Below are 17,178 nucleotides of genomic sequence, written 5' to 3' on the forward strand. Positions count from 1 at the left end.
GGACGGATCGCGATCGCTCGCGTCACGGCTCGCCGATCCCGCGCAGCAGAGTGTCGACGACCACGTCGGCAGCCTGCGCGGCATTGAGGTGAGGCAGCCGCTGAGAACCGAGGTGCATCAGCTGTGGAAGCAGTGAACTCGCCCATTCGTCCGGGAGGCCGGGGCGGAGCAGGCCCTCGTCTTCGGCGCGCCGAAGAAAGGCATCGACTTCTCGGCCCATGCGCTCGCGCCGTTCGCGGATCGTTTCCTCGGCCCGCATCCTGGTGAGCTCCACAGGCCACTTGCGGTTGACGGCGATGATCCCTTCGACGTACCGGTGCAGGGCGACGGCTACGGGGGCCTCGCGCAGCCTGGCGTCGGAGATGGCCTGCTCGATCGCTTCGAGACGGGCCTCGTAGATCGCCGCCAGCAGCTCCTCGCGGGAGGCGAATCGCCGGTAGACGGTGCGTCGGTCGACGCCGGCCTCCGCGGCGATGGCGCTGATACCCGCGGCCGGGTCGGCGGCGAGCATGCGTGCTCCGGTCGTAAGAACGGCTTCCAGGTTGCGCGCTGCATCGGCCCTCACGAGATGCAGCATAGAGCCCATGTGGAACCTACATCGTATACAGCATCACAGTTGCGGCAATTTTCCAAACAAGTGCTACATTAGTGTGACAGTTAGAGGAAATGCCTCTGTCTCCGAGGAGAGATCAAGTGATCACCTACGACCGGCTCTTCATCGCGGGCTCCTGGGCCGCGCCAAGCAGTCCTGAACTGCTCAACATCCTGTCCCCGCACGACCAGGCGGTCATCGGCCGCGCCGCCCAGGCCCAGCCCGCCGACGTGGATCGCGCCGTGCTCGCCGCCCGCGCCGCCTTCGACGAAGGCCCCTGGCCCAGCACGCCGCCGGCGGAGCGCATCGCCGTCATCCGGCGGTTCAATGCACTCCGCGAGGCCAACGCCGAGAAGATCGCCACCCTCATCGCCGCCGAGAACGGCTCGGCCCGGTGGTTCACGCTGGCCGGGCAGTCCGGACTCACCCGGCAGGCCAACGCCTACCTGAAGGCGGCGGAGGAGTTCGGCTGGGAGGAAGAGCTGGAGTCCTCCGACCCCGACTCGACCGCGCGCAGCCTGGTTCGCCGCGAGCCCGTCGGCGTCGTGGCCGCCGTCATCCCGTGGAACTCGCCCTACTCGGCCGCGTACGCCAAGATCATCCCCGCGCTCCTCGCCGGAAATGCGGTCATCCTCAAGGCATCCCCGGAGAACTCGCTGAGCATGGGATTGCTCGCCGACCTGCTGCAGCAGGTGGGTTTGCCGGAGGGGGTGATCAGCGTCCTGCCCGCGGACCGGGAGACCAGCGAACACCTGGTGTCGCACCCCGGTGTCGACAAGATCTCGTTCACCGGCTCGACCGCGGCCGGCCGCCGGATCGCCTCGATCGCGGGGGAGCAGCTGAAGCGCGTCAGCCTGGAACTGGGCGGCAAGTCCGCCGCGATCATCCTGCCCGACGCCGATCTGGACCGGGCCGTGCAGGGCCTGAAGTTCGCCTCCCTGCTCAACAACGGTGAGTCGTGCATCGCGCACACCCGGATCCTCGCGCCGCGCAGCCGGTACGAGGAAGTCGTCGCGGCTGTCCAGGAACTCGTGGAATCGCTTGAGGTCGGCGATCCGAACGCCGCCGGTACGTTCATCGGCCCGATGGTCCGCCGCGACCAGCAGCAGCGCGTCCGCGACTACATCGAGCTCGGCATCGCCGAGGGCGCCCGGCTGGTGACCGGCGGCCCCCAGGTGCCGCAAGGGCTCGAGAACGGCTACTACGTCACCCCGACCGTGTTCGCCGACGTCGACAACTCGATGAGGATCGCGCGGGAAGAGATCTTCGGGCCGGTTCTCGTCGTCATCGCCTACGACGACGAAGACGACGCCGTGCGCATCGCCAACGACTCCGAGTACGGGCTCTCGGGCGGGGTGTGGTCCGCCGACGAGGCCCACGCCCTCGCCATCGCGCGCCGGATGCGGACCGGCACGGTCACCGTGAACGGCGCATCGGTCGGCTTCGACGGTCCCTTCGGCGGTTTCAAGAACAGCGGCATCGGCCGCGAGTACGGCGCGGTCGGGCTGGCCCAGTACGTCGAGCACAAGACCATCACCCTGTGACCGCTTCGCAGCGAGCGGCACGCATCCCCGCGGCCTCCAATGGCCGCTCGGCATGGAAACTTGCTACGCAGAAGGGCGAACCGCACATGCAAAGCGTGGAGAAACGGTCACGAGTGGCGCGCGTCCGACTGGGGAACTCCGATCTGTCCGTGCGCCCGATCGGTCTCGGACTCATGGGGATGTCGCAGTTCTACGGTTCTGCCGATCCCGACGCCTCGGTCGCCACGATCCGCGATGCGATCGAGTGGGGCGTGGACTTCCTCGACACGTCCGACTACTACGGGGCGGGCAGCGCGACCCCAGGCCATCCGGTACCGGGATTCGGCCACAACGAAGGCTTGCTCGGCCGGGCTCTGAAGGGACGGCGGGAGAGGGTCGTCCTGGCGACCAAGTTCTCCGCACGCCCCACGCCCGAGGGCACGAGCGTCTTCGACGGGAGCCCCGGGTACGTGAAAGCCGCTTGCGAGGCCAGCCTGCGGCGCCTCGGGACGGACTGGATCGACCTGTACTACTACCATCGGCTGGATCCCCGCGTTCCCGTCGAAGACACCGTCGGAGCCATGGCGGAACTCGTCGCCGAGGGCAAGGTCAGGGCGCTGGGGCTGAGCGAGGTCGACTCGGAGGTCCTCCGGCGTGCCGCCGCGGTCCACCCGATCTCGGCGCTGCAGAGCGAATATTCGTTGTGGGAGCGGGGGATCGAGGCCGAGGTGCTGCCGCAGTGCCGCCGGCTGGGCATCACGCTCGTGCCCTACAGCCCCCTGGGGCGAGGCATGTTGGCGGGCGGCTTCCGCCGCGGCGCCGCGTTCGGTATCGACGACTTCCGTTCCACCCTGCCCAAGTTCCAGGGCGAGAACTTCGAACACAACATGCGGTTGGTCGATGCCCTCAGGGAATTCTGCGCCAGCAGGCAGCACACCCCGGGCCAGGTGGCGCTCGCCTGGTTGCTCGCCCAGCCGCACGACATCGTGCCGATCCCCGGCGCCAGGCGCATGGCGCGCGTCCGCGAGAACTCCGAAGCCACGTCCGTGCCGCTGAGCGCCGACGATGTCGCGTACCTCGCCGGGATCTTCGATCCTGCGCAGGTCAAGGGCGGCCGCTACGGCGCCTTGAACGTCGCTCGAACCGACAGCGAGTCGTAAGCGATCGAGCCACCCGTTCGGCGCAAGTCGGACGATTCGCCGTAGGCGCCCGCCTTCGTGATCCGGGTTCCCTGCGGTGGGGCCGATGCACTTAAGTGCTATCGGTAGCACTATTGGGAATTCCGCATTGCATGATCGACGCCGCCGTCGATATCGTCCGAACAGGTGAATCACCCATTGCTGGGAAATCGCGGTCATCTGATCCGTCTGCATCGGATGACTTCATCGGACTGCTCGTCCTTTCGCCATCGGCGTTGACCGCACTCCGCCGAAAATCGATCAGGGAGAACGCGAAGTGGGAATTGGCCAGGGTACGAATTCAGTCGACGTGGTTCGCATGCGTGAGGCCGCGGACCGAATGGATGTGTCCGCGGGGCGGGCGAAGGCGCAGAAGGCAGAGGTCGAGGATGCCGTCGGGCGGCTCAGCTCCTTCACCGGCACCGCCGCCGATGCCTACCGCGGCGCGATGACCGAGTGGTACCAGAACGCCGACACGGTCATCAACGAGCTCGAAGCCATGGCCCGCAAGATGCGCGACAGCGCCGACGACTACGAGCGCGGCCACCGCGACGCCACCAACGTGGCCGACGAGGCCGCCACCTTCATCCGCAGCCAGTCCGCCACCGGCCTCACCGGGCTCTGACCGGTCGACCGACCCGTTCGAAGGGATCACGAAATGGGACAGCCCACCTACACGTACAGCGCCGTCGACAACAACAGCGTCACCGACGCCATGCAGGACGCCGGGACCACCATCAAGAAGGAACTCGGCGACCTGGACGCCGAGGTGACCGAGCACCTCAACAACTGGACGGCGGACGCGAAGACGGCGTACGCGGCGGCCAAGGGCCGCTGGGACGCAGCCGCGGACACCATGCCGGTGTCCCTCAGCCACGCCGCCGAGAAGCTCGCCGAAATCACCCGCCGGCTCAACGCCGCGGACGACAGCGTCACGGGCATGTGGTGATGGTGCGGTCGCGAGTCACCGATCAGGCGGCGCGCCCGTCCGGCCGGCCGGGCGAATCCGCCCGGCCGGCCCCGGGGAATACCGAATGAGGCATGAGTAATGAGCATAATCGGCACCGACGACGACAAGGACGTCTCGCCGACCGACAACGGCGACAAGCCGCCGAAGCCGGACGGCAACTGGACGCCGGACACCGGCAACGCCGACGGCGGCGACCCGTGGGACGTCAACAAGGGCGCGTATCCGCCGTTCCCGGCCCCGCCGAAGGTTCCGGGCGGCAACGAGCACCCCGGCAAGGACGTCAACGTCATCGACGTCGAGGCGATCAAGGTCTACGCGAACAACATCGAGGCGCTGCTCCCGGTCATCACGACCGTGCTCAGGGAGCTGGACGACCTGGAGGCCAAGGGGTTCGGCCCGGGCAACTTCGGCGCCGGCAACAACCTCAAGGCGAAGGTGTTCGGCGGCGGCAGCCAGGAGGGCGGCGCATCCCTGCTCGCCTCGATCCGCACGGTCTACACCGAGGCGCAGACGATCATCAAGGAGGTCGTCGCCAGGTGCCGCGAGATCGCGAAGAAGTACAAGAACGCCCATGAGCTGAGCGAGTTCGACGCTCAGGAGTTCAAGCAGATGGTGAGTGGCGTGAAGGCGAAGGTCGACGGCCTCACGCTCGGCGCCACCGGTTGATGCACCCCGGCGACCGGGGATCGGCGGAGACGGGCAAGACGTAGCGGGCCGTTGGGGTGCCCTGCCCGAGTCACGGTATGGATGGCGATGGCTGACGACGACAAGTACAACAAGGACGGGTTCAAGCTCGGCCCGAAGGGCGGGGTCCTCGCGGACCCCGGCGCGAACCTGTCCGACAACAAGGACTTCGAGTCCTGGGACTGGAAGCAGATCAAGGCGGCCATCGTCGGCTACGCCGCCGTGCCCTCGGACGGCATCCCGCACAGCACGCCGTTTTCGGACCCCGACTCGCTCCGCTACGCCTCCGTCGTCATCAACCGCGCCCGCGCGGGGCTGGACTACCTCGCCGAAAACATCAAGATGCAGAGCGAGGCGCTCGCGGGGGAGAACGGTGCGTGGAAGAGCGGAGCCGCCGATGCGTTCCGCTCGATGACGCTGCTGTTCGCGGCGAAGCTGAAGTCCAAGGCCGAGCAGATCAACGGCGGCGAGGCCGTCGGCACGAACAACGTGCCGAGTCAACTGTGGACGAGCGGGAACTACCTCCAGTGGGCCAAGGACACGATCGACTGGATCGACGGCTACTACGCGAGCTGGGTCGCCACCAACGGCACCAAGATGGGCAACGGTCTCGCGCGGATCTCGGACTACCCCGAACTCGTGACGCAAATGGGCGACGACATGAAGAAGGTCGTCCGGATCCTCGCGGGCCAGTACATCCTCAACACCGACAAGGTCACGCCGCCGAACCCGGCCGACTTCGACTTCAAGAAGGACCCGAAGCTCGGCGACAACGACTCCGGCGGTTCCAAACCTCCGCCGAACCTGACGGACCCGCCTCCGGGCGGCGGCGACACGGCGAAGAAGCCGCCGTCCGTCGACGCGCCGCCGCCCGGGGGCGGCCCCAATAGTGGAGGAGGGCCTACCGGCGGAGGCGGCCCCAAGTCTCCACCGTCGGTGAACGCGCCCAAGCCCCCGGGCACCGGAGCGGGCAACTTCGCGGCGAAGCCGCCGTCCGTCGATGCGCCGCCCGGAACTGGTGGTTCCAACGTTCCGAAGCCGCCGTCGGTGAACGCACCGCCTGGAACTGGCGGTTCCAACGCGCCCAAACCGCCGTCGGTCAGCGTGCCCCCGCCGCCGGGTTCCGGTGGTTCCAACGCTCCGAAGCCGCCCTCGGTGAACGCACCGCCTGGAACCGGCGGTAACAACGCGCCCAAGCCGCCGTCGGTCAGCGTGCCCCCGCCGCCGGGTTCCGGTGGTTCCAACGCTCCGAAGCCGCCCTCGGTGAACGCACCGCCTGGAACCGGCGGTAACAACGCGCCCAAGCCCGTGAACGTGCCACCGCCCGTCAAGTCCGGTGGCGGCAGCGGTACCGGGACGGGGCTGAAGCCACCCGCGCCGCTGAACGTGTCCGCTCCTCCCGGCACCGAGGCGGGTGCCGGAAACCCGCACGGCAACGCGGTCAAGCCGCCGGTGCCCAACGGCGCCGAATGGCAGGCGCCGAGGAGCGGTTCCGGGACGGGCCAAAGTGGACCCGGCGTGCCGCCACCGGCGGCGCCGCCGGGCGCGGGCGGCGGTCAGCCCGCGGCGGCCGACCGCCCGGACGCGGCGGGCCTGCTCGGCGGGGAGACCGCGCCGTGGGAGGGTGTGACGCCGCCGTCCGTGGGCGGGCCCAGCGAGGTGCCGTCCGCTGCGGCGAAGCCGGAGGAATGGGCGGCGCCACCGGCGAACGCGCAGGGTGCGCCGGGGAATCAGGCTCCTGGTGCGGGTTTCCAGCCGCCGATGGTGCCGCCGGGTGCCGGTGGCGGTGGTCAGCCTTCGGCGGCCGACCGCCCGGACGCGGCGGGCCTGCTCGGTGGGGAGACCGAGCCGTGGCTTTCCGGTGCGGACGACGTCAGCGAGATCGACGCCGACTACGCGCCGTCGTCGAAGCCGGAGTCCTGGGCGAACGCCGCCGATCCCGTGCCCGCCGATGCGGAGGAAGAGGCCGTCACGCCAATGCTTTCCGCCCCGGTTGGGCCGCCGGTCACATCGGTGTCTGATGTGGACTCCGAGACCGAAGAGGACGCCGGTGAGCGGGCCACCGCGGCCCCGCGCGAGGCAGAGGTGAGTGCCGTCCCAGCGGCGCCGCCTGCGGGCTGGGCGGTCACGTCCGGCAACGAGCCGGGTGACGAACCCTGGGAGATCAGCCTTCCCCCGGCCGCCGCGCCCGAAGGATGGGCTGCGCGCTCCGATGTCGTTTCGCCGGACGCGAGCGCGCCGACGACCGCCGCGGCGCTCGTCGCCGGCGCAGCGACCGCGGCCGGCGCGATGACGCCTGCCGCCGCGCCGCGAAACGGTGCGAACTCCAGTGGTGACGCGCCGCGAACCCGGCCGCCCGAGCCGACCCCGGACCGGGACTCTGATCGTGCGTTCCCGGTGCCCGGCATCGACTCGGTGGTGGTGGTCCGGGCGGCGGAAGCCGTCCGGGACACCAAGGCGTGGGACACCGGCGCGAAAGACCTCGTGCTGCCCGCCGCGCCGCTGCCACCGGCCGTGGTGAGTTCCGGCCCGGCCGGCTGGGGCGACGACTTCCCGGCCGTCACGCCGAAGGCGGCCGAACCGGTCGGCCCGGAACCCGAGCCGACCGGGCACGCCACCTACCGGCGCAAGAAGCCGGGCGAGGCGACCACGATCGTCGACTCCTGGGAACCCCCGCCGTCGTGCGGCGACGAGTACTCGGTCCCGCCCGAGGAACGCGAGGCGTACCTGGCTTCGCTGCACGACGAACCCGAGGAAGAGGACGAAGAGACCGACGCCGAGCAGGCGGAGCGGTCCGCGGCCGACCTGCTCAACGCGAGCGATTCGTCGTGGGGCGGTTCCGGCGCCGCCCGGGCCACGGGAGTCCTCGAATGATCACCGAAATCGCGCTCCACCGGATGGAGATCGTCTGATGACGACCGTGACGGTCAAACGTCCCCCCAGGGCCACCGGGCCCGAGATGCCGCAGGGGCAGATCGAGCTGCAGGAGCCCCCGGTGCTCGCCGAGCCCGCGACCCGGGACTTCGCATCGATGCTGGGGTTCCTGCCGATGGGCATCGGCTCGCTGGTGACGGTCCTGGCGTTCTCGGGCGCCGGCGGCAGTTCGCCGTTCACCTACGTCATCGGCGGCGGCATGGGCGTCGCCATGATCAGCATGGGGCTCGGCCAGCTCGGCAGGGCCGCCGGCGAGCGCAAGCGCAAGATGGCCGCCGAGCGCCGCGACTACCTCCGCTACATCGGGCAGCTGCGCACCCGCACCCGCACCACTGCCGACGAGCAGCGGGCGGCGGTGCTCTGGAACAACCCCGAGCCGGGGTGGCTCTGGTACGTCGCGGGCGGCTCCCGGCTGTGGGAGCGCCGGGCGGGCCACGACGACTTCGGCCGCGTGCGCATCGGTCTCGGCGCCCAGCAGGCCGCGCTGGAACTGCTCCCGCCGACCACCAAGCCGATCGAGGACCTCGAACCGCTCGCGGCGATCTCGCTGCGCCGGTTCAGCGAGACCTACCGCACGGTGTCGGGCATCCCGGTCGCGGTCGGGCTGCGCAGCTTCACCAGCGTCGAGTTCGCGGGCGACGTCGACGGCGCGCTGGGGCTGGCGCGCGCCGCGATCGCGCAGCTCGTGACCTTCCACGCCCCGGACGAGTTGCGCATCGCGGTGCTCACCGCCGAGGACTGCCGGTCCGAATGGGACTGGGTCAAGTGGCTGCCGCACAACACGCACCACTCGGCGCGGGACGACGCGGGCCCGGTCCGGATGCTCGCGTGCGACCACGACGAGCTGATGGACCTGCTCGGCAAGGACGTCACCGACCGCGGCCCGCACGACAAGGCCACCGCGCCCAGCAACGCCGAGCCGTTCGTCGTGGTCATCGCCCACCTGGCGACCATCCCCGAGTCCTCGCGCCTGCTCGACGTGGGACTGCGCAACGTGGTCCTGCTGGACATCACCGGCATGCTGCCCGGTGGCGCCAAGGTGCTCCGCCTGACCGCGACCGAGGACGGGGTCGAGTTCCCCTCCGGGGACGGGACCGGTGTCGCCTCGCGCGACGAGTTGAGCCTGGTCGAGGCGGAGGTGCTGGCCCGGCGGCTCGCTCCCAAGCGGACCAGCGGCACCGTGGAACTGGTCGAGCGGCCGCTGGAATCCGACTTCGAGCTGACCACCCTGCTCGGGATCCGCGACGTGAACACCTTCGACGTCCAGCAGCTGTGGCGGCCCCGCAATGCCCAGCGGGCCCGCATGTCGGTGCCGATCGGCGTCACCGAGGAAGGCGAGGTCGTCGAGCTCGACCTCAAGGAGTCGGCGCAGGGCGGGATGGGCCCGCACGGCATGCTCATCGGCGCCACCGGTTCCGGCAAGAGCGAGCTGCTGCGGACCCTCGTGCTGGGCCTGGCCGCCACGCATTCGTCGGAGATCCTGAACTTCGTCCTGGTCGACTTCAAGGGCGGCGCGACGTTCCTCGGCATGGACCGGCTGCCGCACACCTCCGCGGTGATCACCAACCTGGCGGACGAGCTGCCGCTGGTCGACCGCATGCAGGACTCCCTCAACGGCGAGATGATCCGCCGCCAGGAACTTCTGCGGGAAAGCGGCTACCCGTCGCTGTTCGAGTACGAGAAGGCCAGGGCCGCGGGGGAGGCGCTCGCGCCGTTCCCGACGCTGTTCCTGGTCGTGGACGAGTTCTCCGAGCTGCTGGCGAGCAAGCCGGAGTTCATGGACCTGTTCGTCTCCGTCGGCCGGCTGGGGCGCAGCCTCGGCGTGCACCTGCTGCTCGCCTCCCAACGCCTCGACGAGGGCCGCATCCACCGGGTCGAGGGCCACCTGTCGTACCGGGTCGCACTGCGCACGTTCTCCTCGATGGAGTCGCGCAACGTCATCGGCGTGGCGAACGCCTACGAGCTGCCCACCGAGCCGGGCAACGGCTTCCTCAAGATCGACACGACGAACCTGGTCCGGTTCAAGGGCGCCTACGTGTCCGGCCCGGCGCCGCTGCCGAAGGTGGACGCGGCCGCCGGCGAATTCGAGAAGGCGGTCCAGGAAGTCGTCCCCTTCGTCACGCACGCGCGCCCGGTCCGCCAGCTCACCCCGGTGGACGACGTGGCGGAGGTCGTCGAGACCGACGCGCAGTCGAGCTCGATCAGCCTCGCCGAGGCGTTCATCGGCAGGCTGGCGGGCGCCGGGCCCGCCGCGCGCCAGGTGTGGCTGCCGCCGCTGGCGGAGTCGCCGAGCCTGGATTCCCTGCTGCCCAGCGTGCTGCCCGGCCAGTTCCGCGGCATGAACGTCGAGGATCCGGCCATGCAGGGCAGGCTGCGCGCCCCGATCGGCCTGATCGACCGGCCCTACGAGCAGGTGCGCGAGCTGCTGGTCGCGAACCTCTCCGCCGCCGACGGCCACGTCGCCGTCGTGGGCGCGCCGCAGTCCGGGAAGTCGACGCTGCTGCGGACCTTGGTGCTCTCCCTGGCGATGACCCACACGCCGTGGGAGGTGCAGTTCTACGGCCTCGACTTCGGGGGCGGCGGCATCATGTCGATCGCGGGGCTGCCGCACGTCGGATCCATCGCGACCCGCATGGAGCACGACCGCGTGGTCCGCACCATCGCGGAGCTGCTGCAGCTGATGGAGCACCGCGAGTCCGTGTTCGCCGCCCGCGGGCTGGAATCCATGGCGGCGTACCGGAACCTGCGGCGCACCGGGGAGATCACCGATCCGTATGGCGACGTCTTCCTGATCGTCGACGGCTGGTACACCATCCGCCAGGACTTCGGCGAGCTCGAGGCGCGCATCAACGAGCTGGCGGCGCGGGGCCTGTCCTTCGGCATCCACGTGGTGGTGGGCGCCGCCCGCTGGTCGGAGATCCGGCCGGCGCTGCGCGACGTCATCGGCAGCAAGTTCGAGCTGCGGCTGGGCGACCCGATGGAGTCCGAGATCGGCTCGCGCAAGGCGCAGACCGTGCCCGCTCAGCCCGGCCGCGGCCTCACCCTCAGCGGGATGCACTTCCTGGCCGCCCTGCCGCGGATGGACGGCAGCTCCGCCACGGACGACCTGGCATCCGCGACGAAGGCGCTGGCGGAGGAGGCCGCGACCTTCTGGCCGGGGCGCCCGGCGCCGCCCGTGCGGATGCTGCCCGCCGTAGTGCCGCTCGGTGAACTGCCCCGGCCGGAGCGCGACGTCCGGATCTGCATCGGCCTCGACGAACAACGGCTGCAGCCGGTCTGGCACGACTTCGAGCAGACGCCGCACCTGCTGGTGTTCGGGGACAGCGAGACGGGCAAGACCAACGCGCTCCGCGTGGTCCTGCAGTCGATCATGGCGCGCTACCGGCCGGACCAGGCGAAGATCCTGCTCGGCGACCCCAACCGGCAGCTCGACACGGCGGTGCCCGAGGCGTACCGGGTCGGCTACGCCATCACCGGCGACACGCTGAAGGACCTCACCGCGAAGGCCGCCATCTCGATGTCCCGCCGGGTGCCGGGCGAGGACATCGGCCTGGACCGGCTGCGCCGGCGCGACTGGTGGGAGGGGCCGCAGTTCTTCCTCGTCGTCGACGACTACGAGCTCTTCGGGCTGGGGATGGGGCAGTCGCCGCTGGACGCGCTGCTGCCGATGCTGGCCCAGGGCGTCCACATCGGACTCCACCTGATCGTCGCGCGCAGCACCTCCGGCGCGATGCGGGCGCTCAGCGACCCGGTGATCCGGCGGATGTGGGAACTCGGGACGCCCGGCGTCGTCTTCTCCTACCCCAAGGAGGAAGGCAAGTTCCTCGGCGAGGCGGTGCCGCGGAAGCTGGTCGCCGGCCGAGCGCAGCTGGTCACCCGCAAGGGCGTCCGCCTGGTCCAGATGGCGCACGCATCCGCGCCGGTCGCGTCGCAGCCCGGTGGCGCGACGCGGTGATCGAGACGAACAACAGCAATAGCAAGAGGAAACCGTTATGACCAGTGCGCAGACGGAGCTCTGCCGCATCACCGTGTTCGGCCCGGCGGGCCGGGCCGATCTCGCCGTCCCCGTCTCGGTCCCGGTGGCAGGACTCCTGCCGGTGCTGCTGGAGCACACGACGGCCGCGAGCGACCACGTCGTCTCCGGCGTCGAGGTGACCGGAGAGCGCTCCTGGGTGCTGCAGCGGCTCGGCGAGCCGCCGTTCGACCCCGAGGGAACCGCGGATAGCCTGGAATGGCTGGAGGGCGAGACGTTCTACCTCCGGCCCGCGGTCAACCGGTTGCCGGAGCTGGCGTTCGACGACGTCGCCGACGGGATGGCCACGGCGGTCGGCAGGCAGCGGGACCGCTGGCGCCCCGAGTTCAGCCGCTGGGCGTTCCTGGTCCTGGGCGTCGGCACGATCGCCCTGATGGCCGCGCTGGCCGTCGTGGCGGAATCCTCCGCGACATCCGCGATCACGTCGTCGGTGCTCGGCGTGTTGCTGGCGGGCGCCGCCGTGCCGATCTCGCGCAAGACTGCGGACCAGGCACTGGCGTTGGTGCTCGCGGTGCCGGGCCTGGTGCTGATCGGCTTCGCCGGAGCCATCGTTCCCGGCGGGGTCACCGCGGCGCTGGAGCTGCGCCCCGGTTCGGTCGCGGTGGGCGGCCTGGCCGCGGCCGTCGCGTCGGCCGCGCTCCTCGGCGCCGGCCGGCTCTGGTCGCCCGCGCTGCCGCTGGTGCCGATCGGGGTTCTGCTGGCCGGGGGATGCACCGCGTTCCTCACCATGCAGCTCCACCTCGGCCTGGCGATGGCGTCGGCGAGTACCGCGGGCGTCTGCTCGACGATCGCCCTGATCCTGCTGATCGGCGTGCCGCGGCTGGTGATCCGGATGGCGCGGCTGCGCGGCCCGCAGCTGCCGCGCACGGCCGGGGAGCTCCAGGACGACGTCGATCCGCTCGACGCGGAGCTGGTCGTCGAACGCACCAAGAACGCCGATCGCTACCTGACGGTGTTCACGGTCACCGCGGCGATGGTCTTCACCTTCGGCTACCCGGCGTTGTTCGGCGCGCCGGGCTGGGCGCCGACGACGCTCGGGTTGCTGGTCGCCACCTCCTCGCTGGTGCGGTGCGCCGGATTCCCGAGCGCCTGGCAGCGGATCGCGCTCGTCACGGCCGGCGCTCTCGGCTGGGCCCAGTTCTTCCTGACCTACGGCGGATCGCTGTCGTTGGGCTGGCGCATCGTCGCGCTCTCCGCGCTGGCGGTCACCCTGATCGCGCTGATCTTCGCCGTGCTGCGGCCGCCGACCAGGCGGCTCGTGCCGGTTTGGGTGCAACGTGCGCAGTGGACGGAGTCGATCGTCGCCGCAGCCACCATCCCGGTGCTGCTGCAGATCCTCGGCGTCTTCGCGTGGGCGCGCGGATTGGCCGGGTGAGCAGTCGATGCAGACGCAGAAGGACCACGTCCACGCCTACCAGTTCCTGATGCAGCGGATGACGACGGCGCTGCTGGTCGGCGATCCGAGCAACGCGGAACTGCCGACCCGGCGAGGCCGGACGGGGTTGATCGCCGGCGCCTTGATCGCGCTGCTGATGGTGATCGGTTTCGGCGTCTACGGGCTGATCGTGCCCGGCGGCAACACCGCGTGGCAGCAGAAGGGCGCCATCCTCGTCGAGCGGGAGTCCGGTTCCCGGTACGTCTTCCTCGGCGGCAGGCTGCTGCCGACGCCGAACCAGGCGTCGGCGATGCTGGTGCAGGGCCCCGGCTCGAAGATCACGTTGATCTCCCGCAGCTCGCTCGCCGAGCTGCCGCGCGGGCCCCAGGTGGGCATCGCGGGAGCCCCGGACACCGTGCCGAGGCCGGACGAGCTGATGCCCGGTCCGTGGCTGCTCTGCCCCAGCGCCGCCCCCGGCATGAGCGTGAACTTCGACTCCGCCGTGCCGAACGGCGCCGTGCCCGACGACTTCTACGCGCCGGTGCGGACGACCGACGGCAAGACCTTCCTGATCTGGCGAGGCGTCAAGCACCGGGTGTCCGATGTGGACTCCCTGGTGGTGCTCGGGCTCGGCTCGACGCTGCCGCTGACCGTGCCGGAGGTGTGGCTAGGCCTGGTCCCGGAGGGTCCAGCGCTCGTCGCGGCGGAGATCCCCGGGTCAGGCGGGCCGGGCCCGAAGGTGGCCGGGAGTCCACATCGGATCGGCGACCTGTTCGTCCACCAGCCCGGCAACGGGATCGAGCAGCACTACGTGCTGGTGAACGGCGGCTTGGTGCCGTTGTCCGCCACCGAGTTCGCCCTGCTGGAGGCTAAGTCGGGGAAGGCTCCGGTGACGATCGATGCCCAGTCGGTGCTGGCGGCGCCGTTCGCGCCCGACGACTCGATGCTGACCCGCCTCCCGGACCTCGCCGGGAAGCGGCCGCTGTCCGCGACCGAGGGGCAGGTGTGCCTCAAGCGGACCGGCCGCGGCGCGGAGATCACCACGTCGGTGGTCGCGGTGCCCGGCGCCGAGAAGTGGCCACCGGTCGCCGCGGCGGGGGCTCTGCTGCCGCCGAGCCACGGCGTGCTGGTGGCCGAGCTACCCGTGCCCAACGGGCAGGACGAGCCGACCAGGTACCTGATCAGCGACCGCGGCAAGCGGTTCCTGATCCCCGACAACGACTCTCTCCAGGCGCTCGGCCTGGGTGGTGTGCAGCCGGTACCGATGCGCACCGAGGTGCTGTCCACGATCCCGACGGGGCCGGTGCTGAGCCGCGCCGCTGTGGTCGTAGAGCAGGGAGGATGACGGCGATGGCGATCGCGACCCTGGGCAGGCCGGCCGGCGACGGCGCGGGCCTGGTCAGGCACACCATCGGGAACGCCCTGGTGGTCTACCCGGCGGGCAACATGACGAAGGCGGCGCGCAACCTCGCGATGACCGTGGCCCCGGACACCGAGAACGACCTCGTCGTGATCGACCTGCCCGCCAGCTCCCCGATCTCGATGTGGGAGTCGGTCGCGCGGGCGTTGCCCAGGAGCAGGCGCGGAGTGCGCCTGGTGATCGGCGCGCGGTCGCGCGAGACCACGGCCCTGGCCGGGCACTGGCTGGCGGAGCGGCTCAAGCGCACCGTGCTCGTTCCCGACGGCCTGGTCGTCCAGGGCGCGGGCGGTTCGCTGTTCGTGCATTCCGGGCAGGGCAGCGGGTGGGTGCGGTGCAGCCCCGGCCGCCCGCCGAAGTGGGAGGCGAAGCGCTTCCCCCGGCCCGCGTGGGACGGGGCCGTGGTCCCCGAGAACTTCCCGACCAGCGCGCGCGGTCTTGCCGAGCAGCTGCCGGGCGGCGTGTGGATCCGGCCCATCGGCGACGACCCGCAGCTGCGGGCGAACCGGGCCCGGCTGATCGAGACCATGCCGTGCCAGCCCGAGTACCTCACCGTGGTCCTCGGCAGCCCCGGTGGGGTGCCGCTCGGCCAGGACGACATCGCGCTGGTCTGGCGGGTGCTGCCGGAGAGCGTGCGGCGGCGGGTGCGCTTCGTCCAGTACGGGCCGATGTCGGTGCCGCGAGGCGTGCTGGGGCAGGTCATCGCCGACGCCGCCGGCCAGGAGGTCGTGTTCTACGCGGGCATGCCGGTCGGCCCCGCCGTCGCCCCCGAGATCTTCACCGTGCGCACGGACGGCAGCCCCGGCTGGCACACCTACGCCCGCGAGCTGGCCTACCGGCCGCGCGCGGCGGCGGACGCGCCGGTCGGGGCACCGACCGTGCTGAGCCACCGCGTGCCCGTCCTCGGCGGCCGGGAGGTTTCGCCCGGCGTCTACTGGCTTTCGGTCGACGCCGTGGTGGAGGTCGTCCAGGCCGGGCTGCTCGTCCGCCCGCCAGCCGAGACGGCCGGTCTCGACGCGATCCGGTCGATCCCGGCGGTCCCGGACGCCCATGTCCTGATGTTCGACGCGGAGTCCCAGGACGACCTGTCCCGCATGGAGTACCTCGCGGGCGAACTCGCGCAGCGGCTCAGCAACTCGGTGCGCCACCTGAGCCAGGTGATCGGCGCTCGGTCGTTGCTCGCCGAGACCCAGGTCAGACCGGCCCTCCCGCGGGCGGCGTCCGGTGTCGCGGACACCAAGCCGTCCAGCGAGCGCTTCGCGGAGGCGGCGACCGAGAAGATGCCGGTGCCGGTTGAGCCGGCGCCCGCGGCCGCCGAGATGACGGCGGTGATCCGCCCGGTGGCGGGCCCGGCGGTGCGGCCGTCGGCGGAGGAGTCGCCGTCGCACCAACAGGACGTCCGGCTGGCCGCGGAACCGGTCGTCGTCACCGGGCCCGCAGTGCCGGATTCGCTTGCGCCGGTGGAACTTCCGGCGCCATCAGCCCTTCCGGCCGACGAGTCTGCTTCTCCCGCCGAAGCGCCGGCTCCGGTCGACGCGCCGCTGCCGACCTTCGCGTCCGCTCCTGCGGCGCCGAACGAGCCGCTGCCAGCCGCCGACACCGCCGAACCGGCGGAAGAGCCCGTGGCCGCACAAGAGGTTCCCGAGCCGCTGCCGGCCGTCGCGCGGCTGCAGCCCGTGCCGACGCCCGATGCGACCGGCTCGTTGCCCGAGCGCGGTATCGAGGACGAACGCGCGTGGCTGCGCCGCACGCTGAACGCCGAGTTCGGCACGATGTCGAACTCCGTCGCTCGCGTCCTGTCCGAGCACCCGGGCTTCCAGGGAGCCCTGACGCGATCCTCGGCCGACGTGCTCACCGACGCGGTCGCCGTGCAGCTCTACCTGACCGCCCGCGGCAAGGCCGTCGACGACGCGCTGCGCACCGCGGAGGTCGGCCCGCACGTCCCGCTGGCCCGCTGCGTCGTGTCCGGGCTGAGCAGGCTGCCCACGCATCGCGGCCCCGCCGTGTTCACCGCGACACCCACGCCCGGCCAGTGGGAGCTCTTCCGCAGCCACAAGCTGGTCACGGAATGGGGATTCCTGCACGCGCTGACCGAACCACCCGCAGGCGGCGAGGACACCGCGGACGTTCTGGTGTGGTCGATGACCGGTCGGCGCACGCGGCTGCTGGAAACCGACGGCGGCGTCGCCGAGCGCGTGCTGTTCGTGCCCGGCAGCAGTTTCAAGGTGCTGGAGCTGGCCGAGCCCGAGCAGGACGGCGCCCGGGGCCGGATCCTGCTGCGGGAGCTGGCCGCGGCCGAGATCGACGCCGACGGCCGGGTGGATCCGAACCGGATCTCGCTCGACGAGCTCGCGCTGAACTCCCTGCGCAGGCAGCTGGAGCAGTGGGCGGGCGGCGGATCGCAGGTCCAGGTCGACGCCGCCGCGGCGGATCGCTTCGGCGCACTGCCCGGCCTGGCGTGAGGGGATGGGT

Annotated in this window: 11 protein-coding genes; 10 read left to right on the forward strand and 1 reads right to left on the reverse strand. The window is 71.1% G+C overall.

Translation table 11 applies throughout. From position 1 onward, the window contains the following. Positions 1-22: 22 nt before the first annotated feature. Entirely contained in the window at positions 23-565 is a 543-nt protein-coding gene (locus BLW84_RS27290) for a TetR/AcrR family transcriptional regulator (RefSeq protein ID WP_218157488.1), read from the reverse strand. Positions 566-693: 128 nt separating this feature from the next. Between BLW84_RS27290 and BLW84_RS27295 the strand changes: the two genes are divergently transcribed. From BLW84_RS27295 to BLW84_RS27340, 10 genes are all read left to right on the forward strand, one after another. After that, positions 694-2,136 carry an aldehyde dehydrogenase gene (locus BLW84_RS27295; protein WP_093270790.1) on the forward strand — a complete coding sequence of 481 codons (1,443 nt, stop codon included), beginning with the start codon at positions 694-696 and terminating at the stop codon, positions 2,134-2,136. Then, complete coding sequence (locus BLW84_RS27300; protein ID WP_245761413.1) at positions 2,133-3,275, forward strand: aldo/keto reductase; 1,143 nt, start codon at positions 2,133-2,135, stop codon at positions 3,273-3,275. The genes BLW84_RS27295 and BLW84_RS27300 overlap by 4 nt, the downstream gene beginning before the upstream one ends. 328 nt (positions 3,276-3,603) lie before the next feature. Further along, the gene (locus BLW84_RS27305; protein WP_281247454.1) at positions 3,604-3,918 is read left to right on the forward strand and encodes a WXG100 family type VII secretion target; all 315 of its coding nucleotides are present in this window, start codon (positions 3,604-3,606) and stop codon (positions 3,916-3,918) included. A 33-nt stretch (positions 3,919-3,951) separates the two neighbouring features. Beyond that, positions 3,952-4,242 carry a WXG100 family type VII secretion target gene (locus tag BLW84_RS27310; RefSeq protein WP_093270798.1) on the forward strand — a complete coding sequence of 97 codons (291 nt, stop codon included), beginning with the start codon at positions 3,952-3,954 and terminating at the stop codon, positions 4,240-4,242. Between the two features lie 99 nt (positions 4,243-4,341). Continuing rightward, positions 4,342-4,929: a hypothetical protein gene (locus tag BLW84_RS27315; RefSeq protein WP_093270801.1), complete on the forward strand. Its 588-nt coding sequence runs from the start codon at positions 4,342-4,344 to the stop codon at positions 4,927-4,929. Positions 4,930-5,016: 87 nt separating this feature from the next. Beyond that, entirely contained in the window at positions 5,017-7,821 is a 2,805-nt protein-coding gene (locus BLW84_RS27320; protein ID WP_093270804.1) for a hypothetical protein, read from the forward strand. Positions 7,822-7,858: 37 nt separating this feature from the next. Continuing rightward, positions 7,859-11,836, forward strand: a complete 3,978-nt coding sequence (gene eccCa / locus BLW84_RS27325; RefSeq protein ID WP_093270807.1) for a type VII secretion protein EccCa — start codon at positions 7,859-7,861, stop codon at positions 11,834-11,836. Between the two features lie 37 nt (positions 11,837-11,873). Further along, positions 11,874-13,289, forward strand: coding sequence for a type VII secretion integral membrane protein EccD (gene eccD, locus BLW84_RS27330; protein WP_093270809.1), 1,416 nt, complete (start codon positions 11,874-11,876; stop codon positions 13,287-13,289). Positions 13,290-13,296: 7 nt separating this feature from the next. Further along, the gene (gene eccB, locus BLW84_RS27335) at positions 13,297-14,634 is read left to right on the forward strand and encodes a type VII secretion protein EccB (RefSeq protein WP_093270812.1); all 1,338 of its coding nucleotides are present in this window, start codon (positions 13,297-13,299) and stop codon (positions 14,632-14,634) included. 5 nt (positions 14,635-14,639) lie between these two features. Then, a complete protein-coding gene (locus BLW84_RS27340; RefSeq protein WP_093270815.1) occupies positions 14,640-17,168 on the forward strand; it encodes a hypothetical protein in 2,529 nt (842 codons plus the stop codon). Positions 17,169-17,178 lie beyond the last annotated feature (10 nt).

It is taken from the genome of Saccharopolyspora shandongensis, from assembly GCF_900106995.1.
GTDB classification, from domain to species: domain Bacteria; phylum Actinomycetota; class Actinomycetes; order Mycobacteriales; family Pseudonocardiaceae; genus Saccharopolyspora; species Saccharopolyspora shandongensis.

What these genes read in the sequence shown, in the direction of transcription:
- BLW84_RS27310 (WP_093270798.1), top strand. Translation starts at nt 3,952, where the DNA reads ATGGGACAGCCCACCTACACGTACAGCGCCGTCGACAACAACAGCGTC.
- BLW84_RS27315 (WP_093270801.1), top strand. Translation starts at nt 4,342, where the DNA reads ATGAGCATAATCGGCACCGACGACGACAAGGACGTCTCGCCGACCGAC.
- BLW84_RS27320 (WP_093270804.1), top strand. Translation starts at nt 5,017, where the DNA reads ATGGCTGACGACGACAAGTACAACAAGGACGGGTTCAAGCTCGGCCCG.
- eccCa (WP_093270807.1), top strand. Translation starts at nt 7,859, where the DNA reads ATGACGACCGTGACGGTCAAACGTCCCCCCAGGGCCACCGGGCCCGAG.
- eccD (WP_093270809.1), top strand. Translation starts at nt 11,874, where the DNA reads ATGACCAGTGCGCAGACGGAGCTCTGCCGCATCACCGTGTTCGGCCCG.
- eccB (WP_093270812.1), top strand. Translation starts at nt 13,297, where the DNA reads ATGCAGACGCAGAAGGACCACGTCCACGCCTACCAGTTCCTGATGCAG.
- BLW84_RS27340 (WP_093270815.1), top strand. Translation starts at nt 14,640, where the DNA reads ATGGCGATCGCGACCCTGGGCAGGCCGGCCGGCGACGGCGCGGGCCTG.